The organism is Sorangium sp. So ce375, assembly GCF_051473855.1.
Taxonomy (GTDB): domain Bacteria; phylum Myxococcota_A; class Polyangia; order Polyangiales; family Polyangiaceae; genus Sorangium.
Genome location: NZ_CP150335.1, coordinates 11463685 through 11482743 on the forward strand (window position 1 = coordinate 11463685; position 19059 = coordinate 11482743).

17 protein-coding genes are annotated in these 19059 nt (G+C 66.7%); 1 reads left to right on the forward strand and 16 read right to left on the reverse strand.

Annotated elements, in window-relative coordinates:
* Window positions 1–8: 8 nt before the first annotated feature.
* From WME90_RS42880 to queC, 9 genes are read right to left on the reverse strand one after another with little or no spacing between them, the layout of a single operon-like run.
* On the reverse strand, window positions 9–2969 hold the full coding sequence (locus WME90_RS42880; RefSeq protein WP_437277879.1) for an SNF2-related protein: 2961 nt from the start codon (window positions 2967–2969) through the stop codon (window positions 9–11).
* 29 nt (window positions 2970–2998) lie between these two features.
* Window positions 2999–4156 carry a DGQHR domain-containing protein DpdB gene (dbpB, locus tag WME90_RS42885; RefSeq protein WP_437277880.1) on the reverse strand — a complete coding sequence of 386 codons (1158 nt, stop codon included), beginning with the start codon at window positions 4154–4156 and terminating at the stop codon, window positions 2999–3001.
* The gene (gene dpdA / locus WME90_RS42890; RefSeq protein ID WP_437277881.1) at window positions 4153–5454 is read right to left on the reverse strand and encodes a tRNA-guanine transglycosylase DpdA; all 1302 of its coding nucleotides are present in this window, start codon (window positions 5452–5454) and stop codon (window positions 4153–4155) included. Before dpdA ends, dbpB (WME90_RS42885) begins: the two co-directional genes overlap by 4 nt.
* A complete protein-coding gene (gene dbpB / locus WME90_RS42895) occupies window positions 5451–6629 on the reverse strand; it encodes a DGQHR domain-containing protein DpdB (protein WP_437277882.1) in 1179 nt (392 codons plus the stop codon). The genes dpdA and dbpB (WME90_RS42895) overlap by 4 nt, the downstream gene beginning before the upstream one ends.
* The gene (locus WME90_RS42900) at window positions 6629–7585 is read right to left on the reverse strand and encodes a hypothetical protein (RefSeq protein WP_437277883.1); all 957 of its coding nucleotides are present in this window, start codon (window positions 7583–7585) and stop codon (window positions 6629–6631) included. The genes dbpB (WME90_RS42895) and WME90_RS42900 overlap by 1 nt, the downstream gene beginning before the upstream one ends.
* 30 nt (window positions 7586–7615) lie before the next feature.
* Complete coding sequence (gene folE2 / locus WME90_RS42905) at window positions 7616–8461, reverse strand: GTP cyclohydrolase FolE2 (protein WP_437277884.1); 846 nt, start codon at window positions 8459–8461, stop codon at window positions 7616–7618.
* 1 nt (window position 8462) lies between these two features.
* The gene (gene queD, locus WME90_RS42910) at window positions 8463–8822 is read right to left on the reverse strand and encodes a 6-carboxytetrahydropterin synthase QueD (RefSeq protein WP_437277885.1); all 360 of its coding nucleotides are present in this window, start codon (window positions 8820–8822) and stop codon (window positions 8463–8465) included.
* 11 nt (window positions 8823–8833) lie between these two features.
* Entirely contained in the window at window positions 8834–9475 is a 642-nt protein-coding gene (gene queE, locus WME90_RS42915) for a 7-carboxy-7-deazaguanine synthase (protein ID WP_437277886.1), read from the reverse strand.
* Window positions 9472–10125 carry a 7-cyano-7-deazaguanine synthase QueC gene (queC, locus tag WME90_RS42920; RefSeq protein ID WP_437283732.1) on the reverse strand — a complete coding sequence of 218 codons (654 nt, stop codon included), beginning with the start codon at window positions 10123–10125 and terminating at the stop codon, window positions 9472–9474. Before queC ends, queE begins: the two co-directional genes overlap by 4 nt.
* Window positions 10126–10200: 75 nt before the next feature.
* Between queC and WME90_RS42925 the strand changes: the two genes are divergently transcribed.
* On the forward strand, window positions 10201–10593 hold the full coding sequence (locus WME90_RS42925) for a hypothetical protein (protein WP_437277887.1): 393 nt from the start codon (window positions 10201–10203) through the stop codon (window positions 10591–10593).
* Window positions 10594–11233: 640 nt separating this feature from the next.
* Here the strand turns inward: WME90_RS42925 and WME90_RS42930 are convergent.
* From WME90_RS42930 to WME90_RS42960, 7 genes are all read right to left on the reverse strand, one after another.
* Window positions 11234–11497, reverse strand: coding sequence for a hypothetical protein (locus tag WME90_RS42930; protein ID WP_437277888.1), 264 nt, complete (start codon window positions 11495–11497; stop codon window positions 11234–11236).
* 158 nt (window positions 11498–11655) lie between these two features.
* Window positions 11656–14001, reverse strand: coding sequence for a glycosyltransferase family 2 protein (locus WME90_RS42935; RefSeq protein ID WP_437277889.1), 2346 nt, complete (start codon window positions 13999–14001; stop codon window positions 11656–11658).
* Complete coding sequence (locus WME90_RS42940; RefSeq protein WP_437277890.1) at window positions 13998–15125, reverse strand: hypothetical protein; 1128 nt, start codon at window positions 15123–15125, stop codon at window positions 13998–14000. Before WME90_RS42940 ends, WME90_RS42935 begins: the two co-directional genes overlap by 4 nt.
* Window positions 15122–16693 carry a carbamoyltransferase C-terminal domain-containing protein gene (locus tag WME90_RS42945; RefSeq protein ID WP_437277891.1) on the reverse strand — a complete coding sequence of 524 codons (1572 nt, stop codon included), beginning with the start codon at window positions 16691–16693 and terminating at the stop codon, window positions 15122–15124. Before WME90_RS42945 ends, WME90_RS42940 begins: the two co-directional genes overlap by 4 nt.
* A complete protein-coding gene (locus tag WME90_RS42950; RefSeq protein WP_437277892.1) occupies window positions 16690–17511 on the reverse strand; it encodes a M20/M25/M40 family metallo-hydrolase in 822 nt (273 codons plus the stop codon). Before WME90_RS42950 ends, WME90_RS42945 begins: the two co-directional genes overlap by 4 nt.
* Entirely contained in the window at window positions 17508–18440 is a 933-nt protein-coding gene (locus tag WME90_RS42955) for a polysaccharide deacetylase family protein (protein WP_437277893.1), read from the reverse strand. The genes WME90_RS42950 and WME90_RS42955 overlap by 4 nt, the downstream gene beginning before the upstream one ends.
* Window positions 18437–18952, reverse strand: a complete 516-nt coding sequence (locus tag WME90_RS42960; protein WP_437277894.1) for a TIGR00725 family protein — start codon at window positions 18950–18952, stop codon at window positions 18437–18439. Before WME90_RS42960 ends, WME90_RS42955 begins: the two co-directional genes overlap by 4 nt.
* Window positions 18953–19059 lie beyond the last annotated feature (107 nt).

Sequence of the window (19059 nt, forward strand, 5' to 3'; positions counted from 1 at the left end):
GCAACCTCTCAGCCCTCCCCGACGACGAGCGCTAGCGCGTCGAGCCGCGGCGTGAGGGATCGGACCTTGTCCAGCAGCTTCTCTCGCAGCTGGCGCTCGCGCTTCGCCCCCTCGCGTCCAACCGGTTCGGCGAACTCCATCACAGCATCCAAGTACGCAAAGTCGTCGGCCCACGCTTCGAGGAGGTCTTCGGCGAACTCCTGTCCATTCGTGAGCGCTTCATGCTGAACCTCCGCCTGCGCATCCCGCACCGCCTGCTCTAGCGCGGAGACGTCCAAATCGTTCAAGAGCGCGTCCGCGCGCTCCGTGGCGTCGATGTCCCCACTGCCCATTGCTCGCCCGAAGGGTCGCTGCAAGCGGTCGATCACCGGCTGCTTGCGTTCGGTCTCCCAGCGCTGCTGCGGTGCATCGAAGCGCAGCACCACGAGATTGACGTCGCGTCCGATGACCGCGCGCGCGCGGTCGACGAGACCGGCCGGAAACGCCTCCGCATCCGGAAGCTCGGTCACGAAGACGAGCATGGCGAACAGGACTCCTTTGTTCGCAGGGCCCAGCCGGCGGCGGAAGAGTGCCGCTCGACCGTGAGGTGCGGTATCAAGGAGGGCGCAGAAACCGTCGATGATCCGATGCCCCGGACCAAGGAACTGGCGCGTCTCGTCCTGGAGGGCGGAGTCACGCAGCCACGTACCGGTGAACCCGGGGACGGCCAGATGTCTCGCCTCGTCCTCGAGGCGGCTCGGAAAGAGCTTGATTGTGCAACCGCCCTGCTCGTCTCTGTCAATGCTGGCGCCTAGTTCCCGGAGCCAGTAAGACGGCTCGAGGGCCCGATCCAGATCCCGCTCCTCCGCGAGGCTGTCGGCGAGTTCGCGAGCCGCGTTGAGCGCGGGGCGGGCCACGTCGTGCACAGCCTGGAAGGCCTCGTCCGCGCCGGCGCGCGAAGCTTCGACATCTTTTGCCACGTTGGACAGCAGAACGTCGGTCTTCGCCCCAGGGGCCGCAGCCTCTCGGAGGCGGCGCACGAGGCTCGGAATCACGAATTCCAATCCGCCGATGGACTCCTGATAGACATGGAAGATGTCCCGATAGGCCTTGTGGAAGACCTCTTCGTCAGGCATCGGCCCGAGGACGATCACCGAGCGGATGGGCTCTTCCGACGGGCGTCCGAGCCGATCGACGCGGCCGATGCGCTGCTCGATGCGGGCTGGCGATAACGGCAGGTCCAGGTGGACGATGGCCCACGCGACCTGGAAATTGCGGCCTTCGGCGCCGAGCGCATCGCTCACGAGCACGCGGGCGCCGCGGTGCGAGCGGGTGAACTCTAAAGCCGCCCGGTCGAGATCTTGCTCGCTTTTCTCGTGGTGGAAGGTGACGACTCGAGCGTCTTCGTCCAACTGGTCGCGCAGCGCATCGGCGAAGGCCTCGACAACGTTTGCGCTTTGGGCGAAGACGAGGAAGCGACGTCTCGCGTCCTGCGCCGCGTGTTCCTTGATCCAGGTGATCGCCTCCTGGTGGCGGCGGGGGACGGCTCCGTCGCTCTTCGCCCAAGCCTTCGCCGCGCGCTGAAGGCGCACGAGCCACCCGCGCTCGTTCTCACCGTCGACGGTTGGAGGCATGGGAGAGCAGCGGCTGGGCGCCTCCTCGAGCAGGGTCGCTTCCTCCTCCGAGCCCAGGTCGCTGTTCCAAGCGAGCGCGAGGGTCCCGTCGTCCGTCGACGGAAGCCGGCCGAGCGCGTCGATCCGCTTCTGCACGAACTCCGCAAGGATCTCCGGGGTAGAGGCTGCGAGCTGGTTGAGCATCGCCGCGAAGACACGCTGATCCGAGGTCTGCGGCGCCGCCATCCCCTTCAGCATGCGGGCGACCTCGAGCTCGAACGGGCTCGCGTCGTACTGGAGCTCGGCTTCGAGAATGCGCTTGCTGAACTCCTGATCCAATTGCATCAGCGTACGGCGGCGGGTGCGGATGATTCGGTGATCGATGCACCAGCGCTCGCGAGCCCAGACGACCGCCCGGCGCATGAGCTCGAGCGCGGCCTTGGGCTTCTTTTCTTCGCGCGCCTCCTGTAGCCAGGCCGCCATGCGCGGCTCGGCGAGAAGCTCGGCCGGCCAGCTGTCGACGACGATGCTGACGTCGACGGCGCCTTCCGAGCGGAGCTCGTCGCCCGCGGCGTCGAGAAGCTGTCGTGCCTGGTCGATGGCGATCCATGTTTCTTGTCGCTTCGACGCGAGCTCCTCGAAGCGCCTGTCATCGCCGGGCGCGTATTCGGTGGGAGAAACGAGCGAAAGCAGCGCTGCGAGGCCTTTCAACTCGCGGCGCGAAGGCGTTGCGGAGAGCACGAGCACGTGTTTGGTCGCCCTGGCGAGCCCATGCAACCAGGCATAGAGCGGGTGCGACGCGTCGATGTGATGGGCCTCGTCGATGACGAGTGCGTCCCAAGGGCGCTCCGCGATCTGCCTGCGGAGGTGCGCGTCGCGCGTCAAAGCACCGATCGTGACGATCAACTGGCGCGAGGCGATGCAGCGAGTGCGCTCCGCCTCGCCAAGCTGAACCGCGCTGATGACGGAGAACGGACGCGCTCCGAAGCGTAGATAGAGCTCGCGACGCCACTGCTCGGCCATCGACCCCGGCGCGACGACGAGCACGTGCAGATCGGGCGCACCATGCCAGAGGGCCTGCAGGACGAGCCCTGCCTCGATGGTTTTTCCGAGCCCGACCTCGTCCGCGAGGAGGAACCGCTGCTCGCGATCGCGCAGCACCCGCAAGGCCGCATAGAGCTGGTGCGCGAGCGGACGGACTCGCGCGCCGAGGAGCGAAGGGAAGCCATCGGTGTCGAGGTACCAACTCGTCGCCGCCTCGCGGAGCGTCTTGCGCGCGAAGAAGGCGCTCGGAGAGACGACGTTCGGCCGTAGACCCTTCGTGAGGAAGCGTCCCAGCAGGCTTTGTACGTCGGCAGGTTCCAGGGGTTGGCTCATGCTCGCATCTCGCCTTAGCGGACCTCCGATCAGCGACTGACAGTCAACGGGAGCTGACGCCCCGTGGGCGCCCCCGGGCGGTTCCAGACCAGCGACTTGTACTGCACCACGAGGTAGTTGGTCAGCATCTGGATGTCCTTGGTCGTGTTCTGGACCTCGTTCCACTTCCGCTGCTGCCCGGGCCCGAAATCCCAGTACCCATCGGTCCAGCGACAGAGCGGCTTGAGCGGCTTCAGGTCCTTCGCGAACATCGCTTTGGTCGGCAGCCCCTTCTTGCGGTACCGCTCCGAGATCGTGTCCATGAGAAACCCGAGGCTCACGATACCGGCGCCATGCATCAGGCGCGATTTCTTGGGGGGCTGCCCCCACGCTTCGCCGAACACCTCTTTGACAGCGCTCCAGAACGCGAAGAGGACGCCGAGCATGGTGTCCGTATCCATCTCGCTCCCGCTCCCGTCCCGCAGGCGATAGAGAACGCCGTCGCTCAGGCTGTTCTCCAGCATCTTGAGGACCGAGTTGTCCTTGATGGTGCCCGACGGATTCGTCACTGTGTGAATCATCTCATGGAGAGGAGATGCCTTGTCCTGGTTCAGCCGCGTCATGAGAAAAGCAGGCAGCCTCCGGCGCTGGAGGAGCGTCGGGAGAGCGGTATCGGTACCGGGAAGCAACTCGTAGATGAGCCCCTTCGGGAGCGGCTTCGTCGAATTGACGAGGATGAACTGCTCCGTTTGCTCACGCACGTCGTCCGTCACGAACGCGCTCACGCAAATGGGGAACGAATCCACGGTCGCATCCCGGATGGCCGCGAGGCGCTGCTGACCGTCGACGATGAAGCCGGGCCGCTCCTCCTCAGGTGCCTCATCATCGATCGGGATGAAGAGCGTCCCAGGGCGAGCATAGGGGCTGCTTGGCCCCGCCTGCGGCTCGAAGCGCACACGAGAGTCGAACGCCAGCACCACGGCGTTCGGGATCATAGGGGACTCGCTCTCCACGTAGGCTCGGATCTCCTCGATGTGCGCCAGGACTTCCGGCCGCTGGTAGCCCTGGAGCTCGTCTCCGTCCTTCCGCCGGATGCGGGACACCGTCGCGAACTTCGGCACCAGCTTAGCGTCCACCGCGAAGGTGTAGAGGGTGCGCTTAGGCGACTGGCGCAACTCGATGGCTGGGAAACAGAGCTCGGTCGTCATGAGAATACCTCAGGGGCGGACATGCGAGTTGCGCGTGGAGACTCTCGCGCGGTGGCTTCGGCGACGCCACCGCCGAGCTCCCGCGCAAGTTTTCGGTAGAACACCCACGTATTATGGAAACCGCGGCGACGGTTCCGCTCCGCGCCACGGAACAGGATCACATGATGGCCGAGCTCGCGGCAGACGTCGCAGGGGCATTGCGTCCAGGGGCGATCGGTGAGCACTTCGCGATACGCGTCGCGATGGCTCAACGGAACGCCGCACAGGTCGTCGTACCGCTGGAGGGCGTCGAGTACGACGTCGACCTTGACCTCGCCCGCGTCGAGTCTCCGCATCCCCTCGAGACAGGCACGCTCCAGCTCGCGGGCCTTGCCCTGCGGCACGTTGCCCGACGAGATCCGTTTTTGCAGCTTCGGGTTCCCCTCCACCTGGGGGACACGCACAGCCACATACGTGCGGTCCATCGTGTAATAGTTGTCCTTATCGTCTTTGAATGCCTGCCGAAGCGGCGAGGTGCTGTCGAAGCTCTCGACGCCCATCTTCGCGAAGGCCTGCATCTGCTCAGTGCGTGTGACCCCGAGGAGATGAAGCCGGGTATCCTTCCGCCGTACGCCGTCGATGGCCTCGAGCCCAGCCAGGATCTCCGGCGTCTTGAGGGGAACCATCCCGCCGACTGCGACGTGGCGATATCCCATTTTCTGGAGCTGCTGGGCGGCCCGTGCGTAAGAGCGCGGGCTCCAGCCCTGCGCGACGCCGAGCGGTTGGAACGGGAGGCGATCGTTCTTCCATCGTGTGAAGAACTCCTGCGCGAGCTCAAGCGTGATTTCCTGTCGCTCGCGCAGCTCGTCCGGCACCTTGGCGCCCGGCTTGTCCCACTCAGTGCTGTACGCGAGAATCACATGATCAACTGAGATGCCGTAATCGAAGCCGCAATCAACGTAGAATCGGATCACCTCGTCGACAGTGTACGGCGGCACCTGATCCTTGACATACGTGAAGGCTCCGCAGTCACCCATCGTTGTGATGGGCATGTTGTCTTTCCGATCGATGCGGAAGAACTCGCGCGCCCCGACGCGAAGGAGGCGGTGGCGCTGCGCCAGCGTGTAGCGGCCCCCGGAGTTTTCGGAGCCGTCGACGATGCCCTTCGAGACCAGGATGCCGTCGAGCACCCGTTCCGCGAAAATCTCGTGGGCGTAGAGGTCGTCGCGCTGGCGCAGGCGCGTCGCGGACCTTCGCTCCCGCTCGAAGTCGAAGCTCGGATCGACCAGGTCCTGGCTGTCAGGCAGGAAGTACTTCACCGCGCCACCCCCACTCGATCATGGTAGGTCCGAAGCAAGAAGTCTGTCAGGCCGCGGACGTGTGTGGGCACGTTCTGGACCTCATTCCACCGCAGGCCGAGGTCGCTCCAGGAGCCCGACGTCCAGCAACAGACGCGGGTGAGCGGTGCAAGCTCACGGAGCACGCGCCGCCGCGCGTCGGAAGCGTCGATGTCGATGGATCCCATCACCCTGTCCATCAAGCGGCCCATCGCACGCAATCCGGCGCTGTGCATCAGGCGGCTCTGGGTCGGCGGCTGCCCCCAGGCGTCGGGGAAGGTGTCCCGTACAGCACTCCAGTAAATGAGCAGGAGCTTTCGGATGCTGGTGAAGTCAGTCTGCGCGGTGGCTACGTTGCGGTAGGCGAACAGACAGCCGGAGGGGGTTGTGAGGCTCTCCTGCAGGATTTGCATGACAGACGTATCAGCGAGCACCTCGGTCTTTCGCGCCGCCTTCGTCGACGAAGCCCGGCGAATCAGGCCGAAAAAGGGAGATTTCGGATCTCGATTCAAAAGGTCGCAGAGGACTGCGGGGGCACGCCGGATGGCGAGGTTCGCCGGCAGAGTCGTGTCGATGTCCGGAAGGAGTTCAGTGATGAGTCCGCGTGGCAGCGGCTTGGTACTGTTTACTAGAAGGAATTGCTCCCGCTGCGTGGCGATATCGTCGGCGACGAAGGCGTTGACAGCGACAGGGAAATCGTTGCGCTGGCTCCGAGAAAGGGCCATCGCACGCTGCTGGCCGTCGACGATCCAGGCGGGCTTTGGGTCGTCGATGCCTGGGATCGGGATCACGATGGTCCCTGCATGGGCGAGGCCGTCATCGGCCTCGGGGCCGCGCTCTCGCTGAAAGCGTACGGACGAGGAGAGGGACAGGATGATCGAGTTCGGGAACAGCATGCCGCCTTGGCGGCCGTCGAGATAGGCCTGGATGTTCCGGATGTGCTGGCGTACCTCGGGGCGTTGGTAGCCGAGCAACTCGCCTTGAGCGTCGCGTGCGATGCGCGAGATGTCCGCGATCTTCAGTATCTCTTCAGCGCGGAGGCTGAAGAGATAGAGAGGTCGCTCTGGGTCCTGCATGATGCGCAGTGCTCTGCGACGGATCACCGCACGGCGGATGATCCCCTTGTGGGCGGTCGTCTTCTTCGCGGCGCGCGCCATCAACGTTCCTTTACCTCGAGAAAAAGTTGCCTGAACCGTGACTGTTCGCATGCGCGCCCGCTGTCACGGAGGGCCCTGAGCAACTGCGTGTGCGTGGCCGCCGGATTGCTTCGAAGGTTCTGGGCGACGAAGCTACGAACGGCCTCGTCGTCGAGTGGGGTTCGATCGTACTGCTGAGGAGGCGGCGCCGCGCGGGCTAGATCGATGAAGCGATCTCGTACCGCGGTGGCGGCGATCCCGCGTCGAGCGGCTTCCTCGAGGATGCGCCGGGCGATGCGTGCATGGAGGGAGAGTCGGCTCCCGCCGACCGTCGTCTGTAGGGACGCGACAGATGGGATCCAGTTCCGGCGCAGCGTTTCGTGGGAAGCCCCTGGATCTCCGGAGACGATGAGCAGGTCGTCCTGATCCCGCAGCGCGGACACGGCTTGCACTAAGTCGTCCGCCACCGCGCGGACGTAGCGGGGCGAGGCCACGACGAGCAGCTTCGCACCCGCAGACGCAAGCGCCAGATCCGCCAGGGTCCGGGGTGCGGTCCGGTGCGGCCCCGGCCGCCCGGCCAGCGAATGCCACCAGCGGCGCGCGATCTCATCGCTCGCGCTGCCTTCCGCGATGGAGTCGGGGTGGCCGGGCGTGAACGTCGCGCCGTACGCGCGGAGGTGCGCTTCCGCGGGCACGAGTCCGTACCCAGCGGACGCCACCCACAGGCGGGCGTCGAGTCCCGCATCGTGTGCGACGCGCGGCAGGTCGCGGACCACGGTCCAATGATCGCCGCCGTAGAGATCGACCGCCGGAACTGCCCGCGAGGTGTGCTGCTCAAGTGCGCGCCACCAAGTGCCGAAGAGGTCCCCCGGACGCTTCGCGCGGACTGCGCGAATGCGCAGATCGGCCGGGATCGGAAGCCGCTTCCGATCGGTGCAACCGGCGACAATCTGGACGATGGGACGAGTCACGTTCACCTTGGATTCTGCCCGAAATGGCGCGGCACGCTACACCTCTGCCGGATCCCTGCCAAGGGGACGCCGCGGCGGCTCCTGCCTGCCCACCCGCGCCTGCTCGACCTGCGCGAACGCGCTGTGGTTGTGGATGCTCTCGTCGCTCTTCGCGTGCACCCTGAACCAGGCGACGCGCGGATCCTCCTGTAGCTTTAGCGCCACCTCGCGCACGACATCCTCGACGAACGCCGGGTTGTCGTAGGCCTGCATGGTCACGTGGCGCTCGTCCGGACGCTTCAGGAGGGGGTACACGGGGGCCGACGCCGATGCCTCGGCGACCTCGACGAGCTCCTCGATCCAGATGAAGTTCGACGAGTCGGACATAGGCGACGTCCCACGGACCTCAATGGTTACGTAGGTTCGCTGGTTGTGCGCGCCGTAGTCGCTGATGGCCTTGCTGCAGGGGCAGAGGGTCGTGACTGGCACTCGGACGCCGAGCACGAAGTCTTCGCTCGTGCCGCTCGTCTCGCCGGTGAGTGAGCACTCGTAGTCGATCAGGCCGCAGGCGCCGCTCACCGGGGCGCGCCGCTCCAGGAAATAGGGGAACACGACCTTCATCTGCGCGGTCTCTGCATGCAGCCGTTCGCGCAGGGCGCGCAGGATCCGCGGCAGGGTGCGCACCGTCACCTCACCGCGGTGCTCCTCGAGCACCTCGATGAAGCGGCTCATGTGGGTCCCCTTGAAGTCATGGGGCAGCCCTACGGACATTGATATTTTTGCGATGGTGTGCTGCCGCTCGCGGGCACGATCGAGCACCACGATCGGGTAAGCGAGATCGCTGACTCCAGCTTGGTTGATGGGGATGCCGCGTGCATCACGGCGACCTTGCACGTCCTCCATCTCACCCCTCTCCTCGATAAATGCAGCCGGAGGTGCACGTCTCTCGAACGACGACAGCCGAGATCCCCGGCAGCGACGGGGCGAGTTGCGCCCAGATCCACCTCGCGAGATTCTCGCTCGTCGGATTTGATAAACCTTCGATCTCGTTGAGAAAATTATGATCGAGGACCTTGTGCACAGGCTCGAACGCGGCCTTGATGTCCGCGAAATCCAGCACCCAGCCCGTCTCCGGCCCTACGTCTCCGCGCACGTGGATCTCGCAGCGGAAGGAGTGCCCGTGCAGCCGGCTGCACTTATGACCGGGTGGCACGTTCGGCAACCGATGCGCGGCTTCGAAGGTGAACTCTTTGAAAATCTCCATTCATCACCCTCTCAGGGGATACCGAGCATCTTGTGCGTTTGAAGGCTGAGCCGCCACTGCGGATGCTCCAAGCAGTAGCGGAGCGCGAGTTCGGTGTTTCGTTGCCGCAACAGGCCATCCATCGGCTGCAGATAGAAGCGCGAGAAATCGAGGCACTCGAAGACGTGAGGCTCGGCGCCTTCCTGGGGAAATACGAGTTTCAACTCATCCCCGGAGCGAAGCAGCAGGTCAGTACCTGCCTTGGGGCTCACGCACGTCCAGTCGATCCCCCTTGGTGGGAGCTGGGTTCCATTGGTCTCGATCGCGACCTCGAACCCCTCGGCATGGAACGCCTCGACAAGTGCGTCATCGAGTTGAAGGAGCGGTTCGCCTCCTGTACAGACGACGTAACGCGGGGCGACACGCGCCGGATTACGAGGCCAGACGTCCGCGACGGCTTGGGCGAGGTCTCGGGCGGTTTGGAACTTTCCGCCGCCCGGTCCATCCATGCCAACGAAGTCTGTATCGCAGAAGCGACAAATGGCTCGCTGGCGATCCTCCTCGCGCCCTGTCCAAAGATTGCACCCCGTGAAGCGGCAAAAGACGGCAGGCCGGCCAGCTTGGGCTCCCTCACCCTGCAGGGTATAGAAAATCTCTTTGACTGAGTAAGTCATGCGAGTGCACGCGCGTCGACGCGGTAGGGAGCTGGGTCCGCGAGTCCGCTCTCCGCGAAACCCTTCAGGCGCAAGAGGCAGGCATCGCACCGCCCACACGCCTCGCCTTGAGCAGATGGGTCGTAACAGGTGAGCGTCAGCCCATACTCAACGCCGAGTGCCAAACCACGCTGGATGATCTGCGCCTTGGTCAGGAGGATCAGCGGGGTATGGATCTTGAGATGCTGCCGACCTTCGACACCTGCCTTCGTTGCGAGGTTTGCCATCCGCTCGAATGCCTCGATGTATTCTGGACGGCAGTCTGGGTAACCGCTGTAGTCGAGGGCGTTGACGCCGAGGAAGATGTCGCTCGCGTCTAGTACTTCGGCCCATGCGAGGGCGAACGACAGGAAGATCGTGTTCCGGGCAGGGACGTAGGTTATAGGGATGCCGGTCCCGATAGCATCGAGAGAGCGCCCCTTGGGCACTGCTATGTCGCTTGTGAGCGCTGAGCCGCCGAACGTCCGAAGGTCGATCTGTGCGACAACGTGTTGAGCGACGCCCAAGCGCTGCGCAACACGGCGCGCGGCTTCGATTTCGCCCTCGTGGCGCTGGCCATATCGAAACGTGAGGGCGTGAACGTGGTACCCCTCGCTCTGCGCGATGGCCAGGGTAGTCGTGGAATCAAGTCCGCCGCTCAGAAGTACAACAGCTTTCGGTTTACTCGACATAGTCCCTCCTCAGCGTTGGGCACGCCGACCACTGAACAATCTCAACTGGTTGGGAGGTGCATCGTTGATGGGCTCAATCCGGTGCGCGAATTCACGTATCGCGGCGAATTCCTCGGCTGTAAATACCACCTGATGTTCCCGATAGCGCCGACCCGCCGGGATCTTCCCGTCTTGTCTCCAACGCCAGAGCGTCTGGCGAGCCACGCCAATGTCGCGGACTACCTCAGCGGCAGAGAAATAGGTAGTTCCGTCGAGGACGAAACTCATTTCTGTTCGTATGTTCAGGTTGCAGAGCGTAACAACTGTCACGAACCGTCAGGTTCCGGTGCAACCTATCCCGCAGCGTCATACGACGTCAAGAGCCGGCGGGGAGCGATCAGTTGGCATACCTGGAAAATTATTCCCTGAACGAAATGACTCAGGGTCGCTTCTGAGGCGTCCGGGCTGGGTAAATGAGGCTTATCTGGATGTGAAGGTAGAAATTCGGAGAGGAAATTGTAATGAGCTTCCGACCTTCATGTGGCACCTCGTCTGGGTAAGTGACAGCACCACGGTTAGGGTGGTGCCGCGACCGAGCTCTCAGCGGGCATGGCCTTTGGCGGCTCTCGTCGGGGTTGACCGTGCTGCCGGCGCGGGGCGCCGTGGGCCCAAGGCCCAATGTCGGTCCGGCTCGAGGCGGGCATGGGATGATGCCCGGCGAGGCGATCTCCGCCCGCGTCGCAGACCGAAGCCCGCGTTGTTCGGGATCAGTCGCACTATGGTTTCAGGCCGACATCTCGCTCAACCATCCTTGATGGAGGAGGCACATGGCCGCGCCTAAGGGCCACGCAAGACGGTGATGGTCATCCGCCAGCCGGCGCGCGACGCCATCAATCAGCCTGAGCGTCAACACCCGCTCTTGTGCACGATCAAGCCACTCGGCTTCGGAACGTGGCACTGAGGACCGCACTGTCTCGAAGGAGTCGGCCTGGGTCAGCTTTGCGAACTCTGGAAATTACAGGACCTCGACCGCGAGGACATAGAGCGCCTGAATGATCTGATCGAATGATCAGCGGACGACTACTTCAAAACCGAGTTTCTGCAATATGCGTGCCGTGAACTGGCCGCCGCTGAAGGCCTTCGCTTCGATCTCCCGCTCGTTGGCGTGACGGTAGGCGTCGCGTAGGACCCGCTTGGCCGGCAGGTCGCGGCCGTCGAAGCGGACGAAATAGGACCCGCCGCCCGTCGACGCCCCGCTCGCCGTGAGCTCCCGGCATGCCTTCTCCACGTGCTCGCGCCGAACCTTCCCAAATCGCTCTCCGGTCGTCGCCATGTTCACCTCGCAGGGCTTCGGTCGCCGCCAGAATAGTCGTGACTGGAGTCGGTGGACCACCGTTGCCCCTGCCACCTTACGCTCAAGAACAGTACCAGGACGTCGGCGCGTGGTGCTGCGCGGCGTCCGAGGTGCACGCTCGGTCGGTACGCGGAGAGCTAGGTAAGCGTCTGCTCGTCCGGTTGTACGAGATTCTCGGAACCAGCGCCTGCGCTCGTGCCTGCAGCCGTGGGGGAGCTCTGCTCCTGATTCTGAGCATCGCTGAGCTCAATCTCGTCCAGCCGCACACCCGCCAGGGCGCCCGCAACGTCGCGCAAGAACGCGATCAGCCTCGTGCGGGGCTCTGACGGGAAGGGATTCCCCGGCGTTTCCAGCTGAGCCGTAGCGGCGGCAAGGTTCTCGATCACGGCAGCCAGTCGCCGTCTTGCGCCGCGCTTGGTCGCCTCCTGCTCAGCGCGCCCCAGGGTGCCGAGCGTCTCATAGAGGCCGACTCCAAGGGCATCGGCCACCGCATCGCGTACCGTGGCCTCGCTCGCCGGTGTGCCCCGTCGTGGCGTCCGCTCGTGAAGCATCGGGATGGAAGCGCGTGCGATCATCGCCCCGCTCTTCCGGCAGTTGATGCACCACGTGGTGTCGCCTCGCCGTGATCGTACCGAGCCCCACCGAACCTGGACGAACGCCTCCGGCCGCAGCACCCGCGGCGTCAAGAGCACCGTGTTGCCGCCCGCGACCGTCGCCGCATTGAGGTGCCCCCATGCGGTCGGAGGCATCTCGTCGAGCGACGGCAGCGCCGGCCGCGTCACCGGCAACCCGAGCATGAGCCGTTCGACCACCTCGTCCCACGCCCACTCACCCGACGCACGCCACCAGGCCGCGCGCAGGGGCATCCAGAGGTCTTCGCTCCGATCCGTCGTCAGATCGTAGTAGGGATCACGCCGTCGCAGCCAGGTCGCGAGCCTCCGCCCCGTCTCTGAGGTCTGAACCCCTGGAGCCTGCGTCGACGTCAGATCGAAGAGCTGCCGCCGAAGGAGGCCGAGCGCAGGCACGGGCGCCGCCCCGCTGTTGCCGCCGACGAGCGCATCGATGCCGCTCGAGCTGCAACGCAGCGCCAGGAGCTCGAGCCGATGCAGCAGCGCGCCTCCGGCGATGCGCCGGAAGCCGCGCTCGATCGAGGGAACCAGGACCTCGAAGCGGAAATCCTCGTCGAGGGACCACACGGGCGCCTCGGGGGATGGCTCCCATCCGCGTTCGCGCGCGGCCCGAAACGCGAAGGCCCTGGCCTCGCACAGGGAGAGCGGGCGGGACGACCTCGGTACGTGAACCTCGGCGACCACGATCCTGGGGTCGGTCCACGTCCGCAGCGTGGCACCGTGCTCGTCGTCGACTTCGGGATCGCGGTCGTTGCGAACGAAGAGCAGCTCGGCGAGTGGCCCCCCTGCGCTGGCCCGCCAGCGTGAACGCTCGAGCGCGTGCTGAAGCGACGCGAGGAGCCCTGCCACGCTCCCGGCCGTGTCCGTCGTGATGACGACGATGCGCAGGGACCGAAGCCTCGGCGCAGCGCCATCTCGCTCGAACGCCTCGCACAGGCGGTCGATGAACGCTTGCCGTTCGTCGACCTCCGTGTCGCTGCGGCACGTCGCCTCGATCAGGGCCGTCTCCGCGGCATGCAGCAGCCCTGGGAAGTGCGCCGCGATGGTGCCCACGGCGAGCGCCTGGTTCAGCCGCCGCTCCAGCGCCGCCGGAGCCCAGGGGTCTACACGCCAGAGGTCGATCGCGCGCGCACGGAACGCAGCTTCCTGCCGGTGATCCATCCTCGACCCATGCAGCTGCAGGAACCCTTCGATCCCGGGCGGGATGGCCTGCGCTCCGCGACAGGACAGGCGCTCCCCGTCGTGGGCGTGGTACTCGACCAAGGGTGTGAGGATTCGCCGATAACGGCGCGGTTGCGCTGCGACGAGGCGGAGGCCGAAGTCCATGTCGTTGAACGACGGCAGGCTCTCGGAGAAGCCCCCGGCTGCCCAGAAGAGCTCCCGCGTGACGACGAGGTTGCTGCCCCGCAGACCGGGGTTGGCCACCAGGAACACCCCCGCATCAAGCGTCTCCGGGGGAACCTTTTCGGGCCGCACCCCGTCGCGGTTGTGCTTCTCGAAGGCGGTCAGCGCGAGATCGAAGCCCGGTCCGTCCGCGAAGACCGCGGTGAGATAACCGGGCTTCCAGACATCGTCGTCATCGAGGAAGCACAGGTGGTGGGTGCGCGCCACGCGGGCCCCGTGGTTGCGCGCGGCTCCAGCGCCTCGTGATTCCCTCACCGCCAGGACGGTGCAGGGGAGCCCTGCGATCTGCGCGGCCACACCGGGCACGGCGTCCGCCGCCGCGTCGACGATCACGAGGATCTCGCGTGGCCTGAGGGACTGAGCGAGCACCGAAGCGAGCGCCCTCCGCAGCAAGATAGGCCGGCGCCCAGTGGTGGGCACGATGACGGCGGCGTCGATCAGGTTGCTCAAGGAGCGCGCTCTCGCCAGAAGCCGTGGATGTCGCTCGCGATCGCCGCCCCGCCCGGCGCGCCCAGCGACGACCGGAATCGGCGCCGGGCGGCCTCGCGAGAGGCGACCTCGCGGATCTGCATTGCGACGTGGCGTGCGGCTGCCTCCAGCACCGCAGCAGAGCGCAACGCCGTCCGGAGCGCTGCGAGCACCCGCTCGGTGTAGGCGCCTTCGTCGTCGATCCGCTCGGGCAGGTCCAGCGCAGGGACCAGGCCCGGGAGGTTGATGCCAGGCGGGACGAGCTCCACGGCCTCGTAGCGGGCGAGCTGGAGCACTTGCGTGGCGTTCTGCGGGGGAAGGAACACTACAGGAACGTCGAGCCAGAGCGCCTCGAAGACCGCGTTGAGCCCGGGGGCGGTCAGGAACAGCGCGGCGTCGGCGAGCGCCTGCAAGTACGCCGGCTGCGGCAGGCTCATGGCCTTCGCCCGCGGCGGCAGGATGGAACCAAGCACGGTGCACGCATCGTTCCCGGCGGCGATGAGGATCGGCCCGGGAGGCAGCAGCGGCTCCACCTCGTGCAGGATCCGGGCGACCCATTCGAGGAACATCGGCGCCCGGCCAGGATCGATGAAGCGCGAGCGCACCCCGCCCAGATTGATCAAGGTGCCCTGCGGCGCCTTCGACCGTAGAGGCATGGTCCGGATCAAGGGGCCGATCACGACCGGTCGCACGGCTGGCGGCAGGGCCTCGACCCGCTCACGGACGCCGGGGAACGCCTGCGCATAGCCGCGCTGCGCAGCCGTCCACACCGCATGGTCCTTGCGTGCGCTGTACCAGTACAGGATATCCACGAAGAAGATCGGCAGCCCGCGCCGGCGGTAGACCTCGATGTTGGCCAGGTTCGAGACCACGAGCGCCGCGTCGAAGCGCTCTCCTTCGAGCGCTCTCGCTACGGCGTCGGGATCCTTCACGTCGACCGCGATGGTGCGCGCGATCGCCGGGTCGGCGCCGAGCAGCTCGGCCGTGACGTCGCGTACCAGCGCGCTCGCCTCGGCGTCGGCGTGCTCCAGGATGGCCAGGAGCGCCGAGCTCGACCCGTAGGCCATCGGGTTGGCGTCGCAGAGCAGGCGCGGTCGCTGGGTCATGGGAGCACTCCTCCTGCGAACCGTTGCATGGTTGCCGCGTCGCGCGGCACCAACCAGCCCTCGATCCAGGCGAAGTCCAGGTGCGTCTCGTCGAGCGCGTCGAGCGCCGCGCTGGCGCGCTGGAGGAGGGGACGACCCTTCGTGTTGAAGGACGTGTTCAGCACGATGGGCGGCTCACCCTGCCGCTCGAGCGCTTCGAGCAACCGCCCCAGGAACGTCTCTGGCGCGACGATCTGCGCCCGCGCCGTCCCGTCGAGGTGCGCTGCGGCAGGGAAGCGGACGAGCGCCTCGGGGCGCATCTCGACGGCAAAGGACATGTAGGGCGAGGGGGCCGCATCCAGGAGGAACTCTCCTGCTCGCGCCGCCGCGACGGCCGGGGCCAAGGGCCGGTACCACTCCCGCGACTTGATGCGGGCGTTGATCCGCTCTTTCACCTCTCGAGAGCCGGGCAGCGCCAGCAGCGAGCGGTGGCCGAGCGCTCGTGGCCCCAGCTCGGCGCGGCCGTGGGCGACGCCGATCACGGCGCCGCGGCGCAGCAGCGACGCGATCTCCTCGACGCCGGTCCGCACGGCCCCGCGCCGCACGAGCTCGCGCTCGCCCACGTCCATGACGAGCCATGGCCCCACGAACACGTCCGGCGGAGCTGACGGCGGCTCGACGGACCACAGCGCGCCCGTCGCGATGCCGGCATCGTTGGGCGCGGGCGGCACATGGACCGGGCAACCCAACGACCGGCGGACGAGCTCATTGGCCCGCACATTGAGCGCGCACCCGCCCGTGAGCACGATCCCCTCGTCGTGCTCCGCGAGGTGCTCTCGGAGGATCCGGAGCACGAGCTTCTCGAACACCGCCTGACTCGTCGCCGCGAGATCGCGCGCCTCGTCCTCGGCGACCGCGTCGGCCTCGAGCTCCAGGCCAAGCTGCTCGCCGAGCGAGTAGAGGGCCTGCAATGGCTCCTGGAAGTTCAGGTAGTACTCCTCGACCGGGCCGAGCCACGCCTCGCGGATGCGCCCCAAGGCGGCATAGGCCATCAGCTTGCCAGCGAGGGAGAGGTGCCCCGCGCGCGGCTGAGGGCGCCGTCCCGTGACCTCGGGCATGGCGGTGGCGAGCAACCGGTACGGGGTGCCGAGGTTCAGCGGTACGCGGCGAAGGTGCGTGAGAGCCCGGTCGTACGCGCGGAACAGGTTGCACGTGCCGTCGTTCCCGCCACCGTCGAAGGACATGACGAGGGCGCGCCGAAAGGGCGCGTCGTGGATCCCGTGCAGGGCATGGGCGCGGTGATGGTCGACGGTTACCCAGCGCTCGGCCGAGACCAACTCGGCGAGGATGCGGCGGAGCGAGGGCATCACCCAGCTCGTCACGGCCATGTCGAAGCGCTCGATCCCCGTCGCTCGTACGGCGACCTCGATCGCCCGCCGCCACTGCGTCCGGAAGATCTCCGTATCCCACGCGCTCGCGAAGTACCGCTCCTCGAACAACCTCTCCAGCTCGAGTGCGAGCTCAAGCACGCCGTCGTGGGCCACGGCGAGCCCCGCGTCGTGCTGGACATGGAACGCGATGACCTTCATGACTGCTCCCCGGAGGCCATGTGCTCCAGCGTCGCGACGAGCTGGCGCGCCGTCAGCGCGAGCGTGCCGAGCGGTAGCGACTCGTCGGCGCCGTGGACATTCGAGTGCGCGTCGTTGGGTCCGAAAGCCGCATAGGGCCGCTCGTCGAAGAGCGAGCTGACGGGCCCGGCGGATGCCGCTGAGACGCGGTTCAGTGCGCGGGCTTCGAGCACCACCGAGACCGATTCCTCGCGGGAGAGCTCCCGCCAGCGGCGGCAAAGATCATCGAGGCGCTTGTCCGATCGGAACGCCAGGATGCGCTGCCGTTCCGGGACCTCGAAGTATCCGGTCTCGTCGAGCCACACCGTCACGTCGATCTCTCGCAGGGCGGCAAGGTGCCCGGCGAGCACAGGCGAGCCCGTCTCTTCCTCTCCCTCGATCACCCAGAGCACGCCGGGCCAGGATCGCACGTCTCGCGCCGCCAGGAGGCGCTGTGCGAGCGGTCCAAGGTTGTCCGCGATGCCACGCCCGTAGGCGCGCCCCGCGGCGACCCGGAGCCGCAGCGCGTCGCCGTGCCAGCTTTCGTGCACGGGTTCGACGTCGTAATGGCCGTAGAGCCCGATCGTCGGGATCCCGATCGGCGCGGGACGTCGCGCGACGAGCAGTGGAGCATGCCCGGGGCGCCGCAGCTCTTCCACGGCGAAGCCGAGACCGCGCAGCTCGGCGTGAACCTCGGTCGCCACCTCCAGGACCGACGTGCTTCCGGCCACGGGGTGGAGGGCAACCCAGCGCCCGACGCGGTCGAGCCACTCCGCTTCGCGATGCCATGCGGCGCTCATCCACGTCTCCTGAGCGCTGGCAGCAGCGTCTGCTCCACCCAGCGAGGCTCGTCCGGCACCACGAACCTGCAGATCCGCAGCGGCTGGCGGGAGGTCACCTGGTTGCCGAGGAGGAGGCCGAGACGGTAGCCATGCGCCGCGACGATTCCTTCGGACCCCTCGCACCACGCTGCATCGGGGTAAGCGATGGTCGTCGGTTTCGGAAGGCCGTTCCGAGCGAAGACCTGGTCCGTCTCGTCGAGCTCGGCCGTGAGTGCTGGAGCAGCGAGCACCGGAAACGGCCTGTGCGTCGCGCCGTGGGCTCCGATCGACCAGCCTCGCCGCACGAGGCCACGAAGCTCTTCGGCCAGTAGGTACAACCGCCGCGAGGGCTCGGCTGGCGCGTCCAGCGTCTCGCCCAGCGTGGCCAGGATCGCATCCCGCTCCTCCTCGGGAGCCTGAAGGCAACGCCGCCGCTCGGGGCCATCAACGAGCCGCGCCCGATCGTCGGGACGGTCGAGATCGAACTCCCTGCGGTGCCCACCCACCACGAGCGTGCCCCGGCGCCTCCGTGCGCGAGCGAGCGCCGAGTACCAGCGATCCGCGGGCAGCGCCCGAGGCGGCGTCGCGAGCGTGCACGTGGTGACGAAGACGCTCGCCGCAGCCTCCACCGCTGCGAGCACCGGCGCTGCGTGCTCGACGACATCTGCATAGCCGTCGTCGAACGTGATCCAGGCGGAAGGGACATCGAGCTCCATGCGGCCGTCGGCCCAGGCGGAGACTGCCGCCTCGCCCACGAGCGTGACGTGCTGCATGAGCTGCTCCACCTGGCGCGCGAAGCTGCTGAGCGAGACGGCCGTCCCGCGGGAAAAGTACGGCCACGCATCACCGGTGCGGTCGGCATCCGGCAGCACCCGGTGGTAGCAGAGGACCGCGAGCTGCCCCGTCATACGAACGAGGGCGGAGGAACGACCGCCTCGGCGAGGGTCAGGGCGAGGTGCGCTGCTTCGCGAGGTGCCAGGGGGCCGTGCACGCGATCGCCGCGCCGGTCATCTAGCGTCTCGCCGGCGAGACGCGTCGCCCATCCTTCCGAGCTGCCAACGCAGACGATGGGTCGCCCGAGCTCCCATGCGAGCGCGAGCTCTCCCAGTGTACCGGTCCGCCCCCCGACCGCGAGCACCACGTCAGAGGATGCTATCAGCACGGCATTGCGGGCGTGGTTCATCCCCGTGCAGATCGCGACGTCCGCGGCGTCGCTCGCGTCGCCCGCCCGGTACGTGGGGAGGATGGCGATGGTATCTCCGGACTGGTAACGCGCCGACGAGCGCGCGCCCCGGAGCGCCGCGGCCATGACGCCGCCGAGCCCGCCGGTGAGCACCCGGAATCCTTGGTCGACGAGAGCCGTCCCGAGCTCGTGGGCAAGCTCGAGCTGGTCGGCCGTCGCGCGAGTGCTTCCGATCACGGCGGCAACGGGTCGGCGCATCATCTGCTCCCAGTAGTGTAGGATAAGTCACGGTTGCAAGCTCGGGAAGGGCCTTTTCGCGCCTCCTAAGTCAATATTGGCAATGT

What these genes read in the sequence shown, in the direction of transcription:
- WME90_RS42880 (WP_437277879.1), bottom strand. Translation starts at nt 2,969, where the DNA reads ATGAGCCAACCCCTGGAACCTGCCGACGTACAAAGCCTGCTGGGACGC.
- dbpB (WP_437277880.1), bottom strand. Translation starts at nt 4,156, where the DNA reads ATGACGACCGAGCTCTGTTTCCCAGCCATCGAGTTGCGCCAGTCGCCT.
- dbpB (WP_437277882.1), bottom strand. Translation starts at nt 6,629, where the DNA reads ATGGCGCGCGCCGCGAAGAAGACGACCGCCCACAAGGGGATCATCCGC.
- folE2 (WP_437277884.1), bottom strand. Translation starts at nt 8,461, where the DNA reads ATGGAGGACGTGCAAGGTCGCCGTGATGCACGCGGCATCCCCATCAAC.
- queD (WP_437277885.1), bottom strand. Translation starts at nt 8,822, where the DNA reads ATGGAGATTTTCAAAGAGTTCACCTTCGAAGCCGCGCATCGGTTGCCG.
- queE (WP_437277886.1), bottom strand. Translation starts at nt 9,475, where the DNA reads ATGACTTACTCAGTCAAAGAGATTTTCTATACCCTGCAGGGTGAGGGA.
- WME90_RS42930 (WP_437277888.1), bottom strand. Translation starts at nt 11,497, where the DNA reads ATGGCGACGACCGGAGAGCGATTTGGGAAGGTTCGGCGCGAGCACGTG.
- WME90_RS42940 (WP_437277890.1), bottom strand. Translation starts at nt 15,125, where the DNA reads ATGACCCAGCGACCGCGCCTGCTCTGCGACGCCAACCCGATGGCCTAC.
- WME90_RS42945 (WP_437277891.1), bottom strand. Translation starts at nt 16,693, where the DNA reads ATGAAGGTCATCGCGTTCCATGTCCAGCACGACGCGGGGCTCGCCGTG.
- WME90_RS42950 (WP_437277892.1), bottom strand. Translation starts at nt 17,511, where the DNA reads ATGAGCGCCGCATGGCATCGCGAAGCGGAGTGGCTCGACCGCGTCGGG.
- WME90_RS42955 (WP_437277893.1), bottom strand. Translation starts at nt 18,440, where the DNA reads ATGACGGGGCAGCTCGCGGTCCTCTGCTACCACCGGGTGCTGCCGGAT.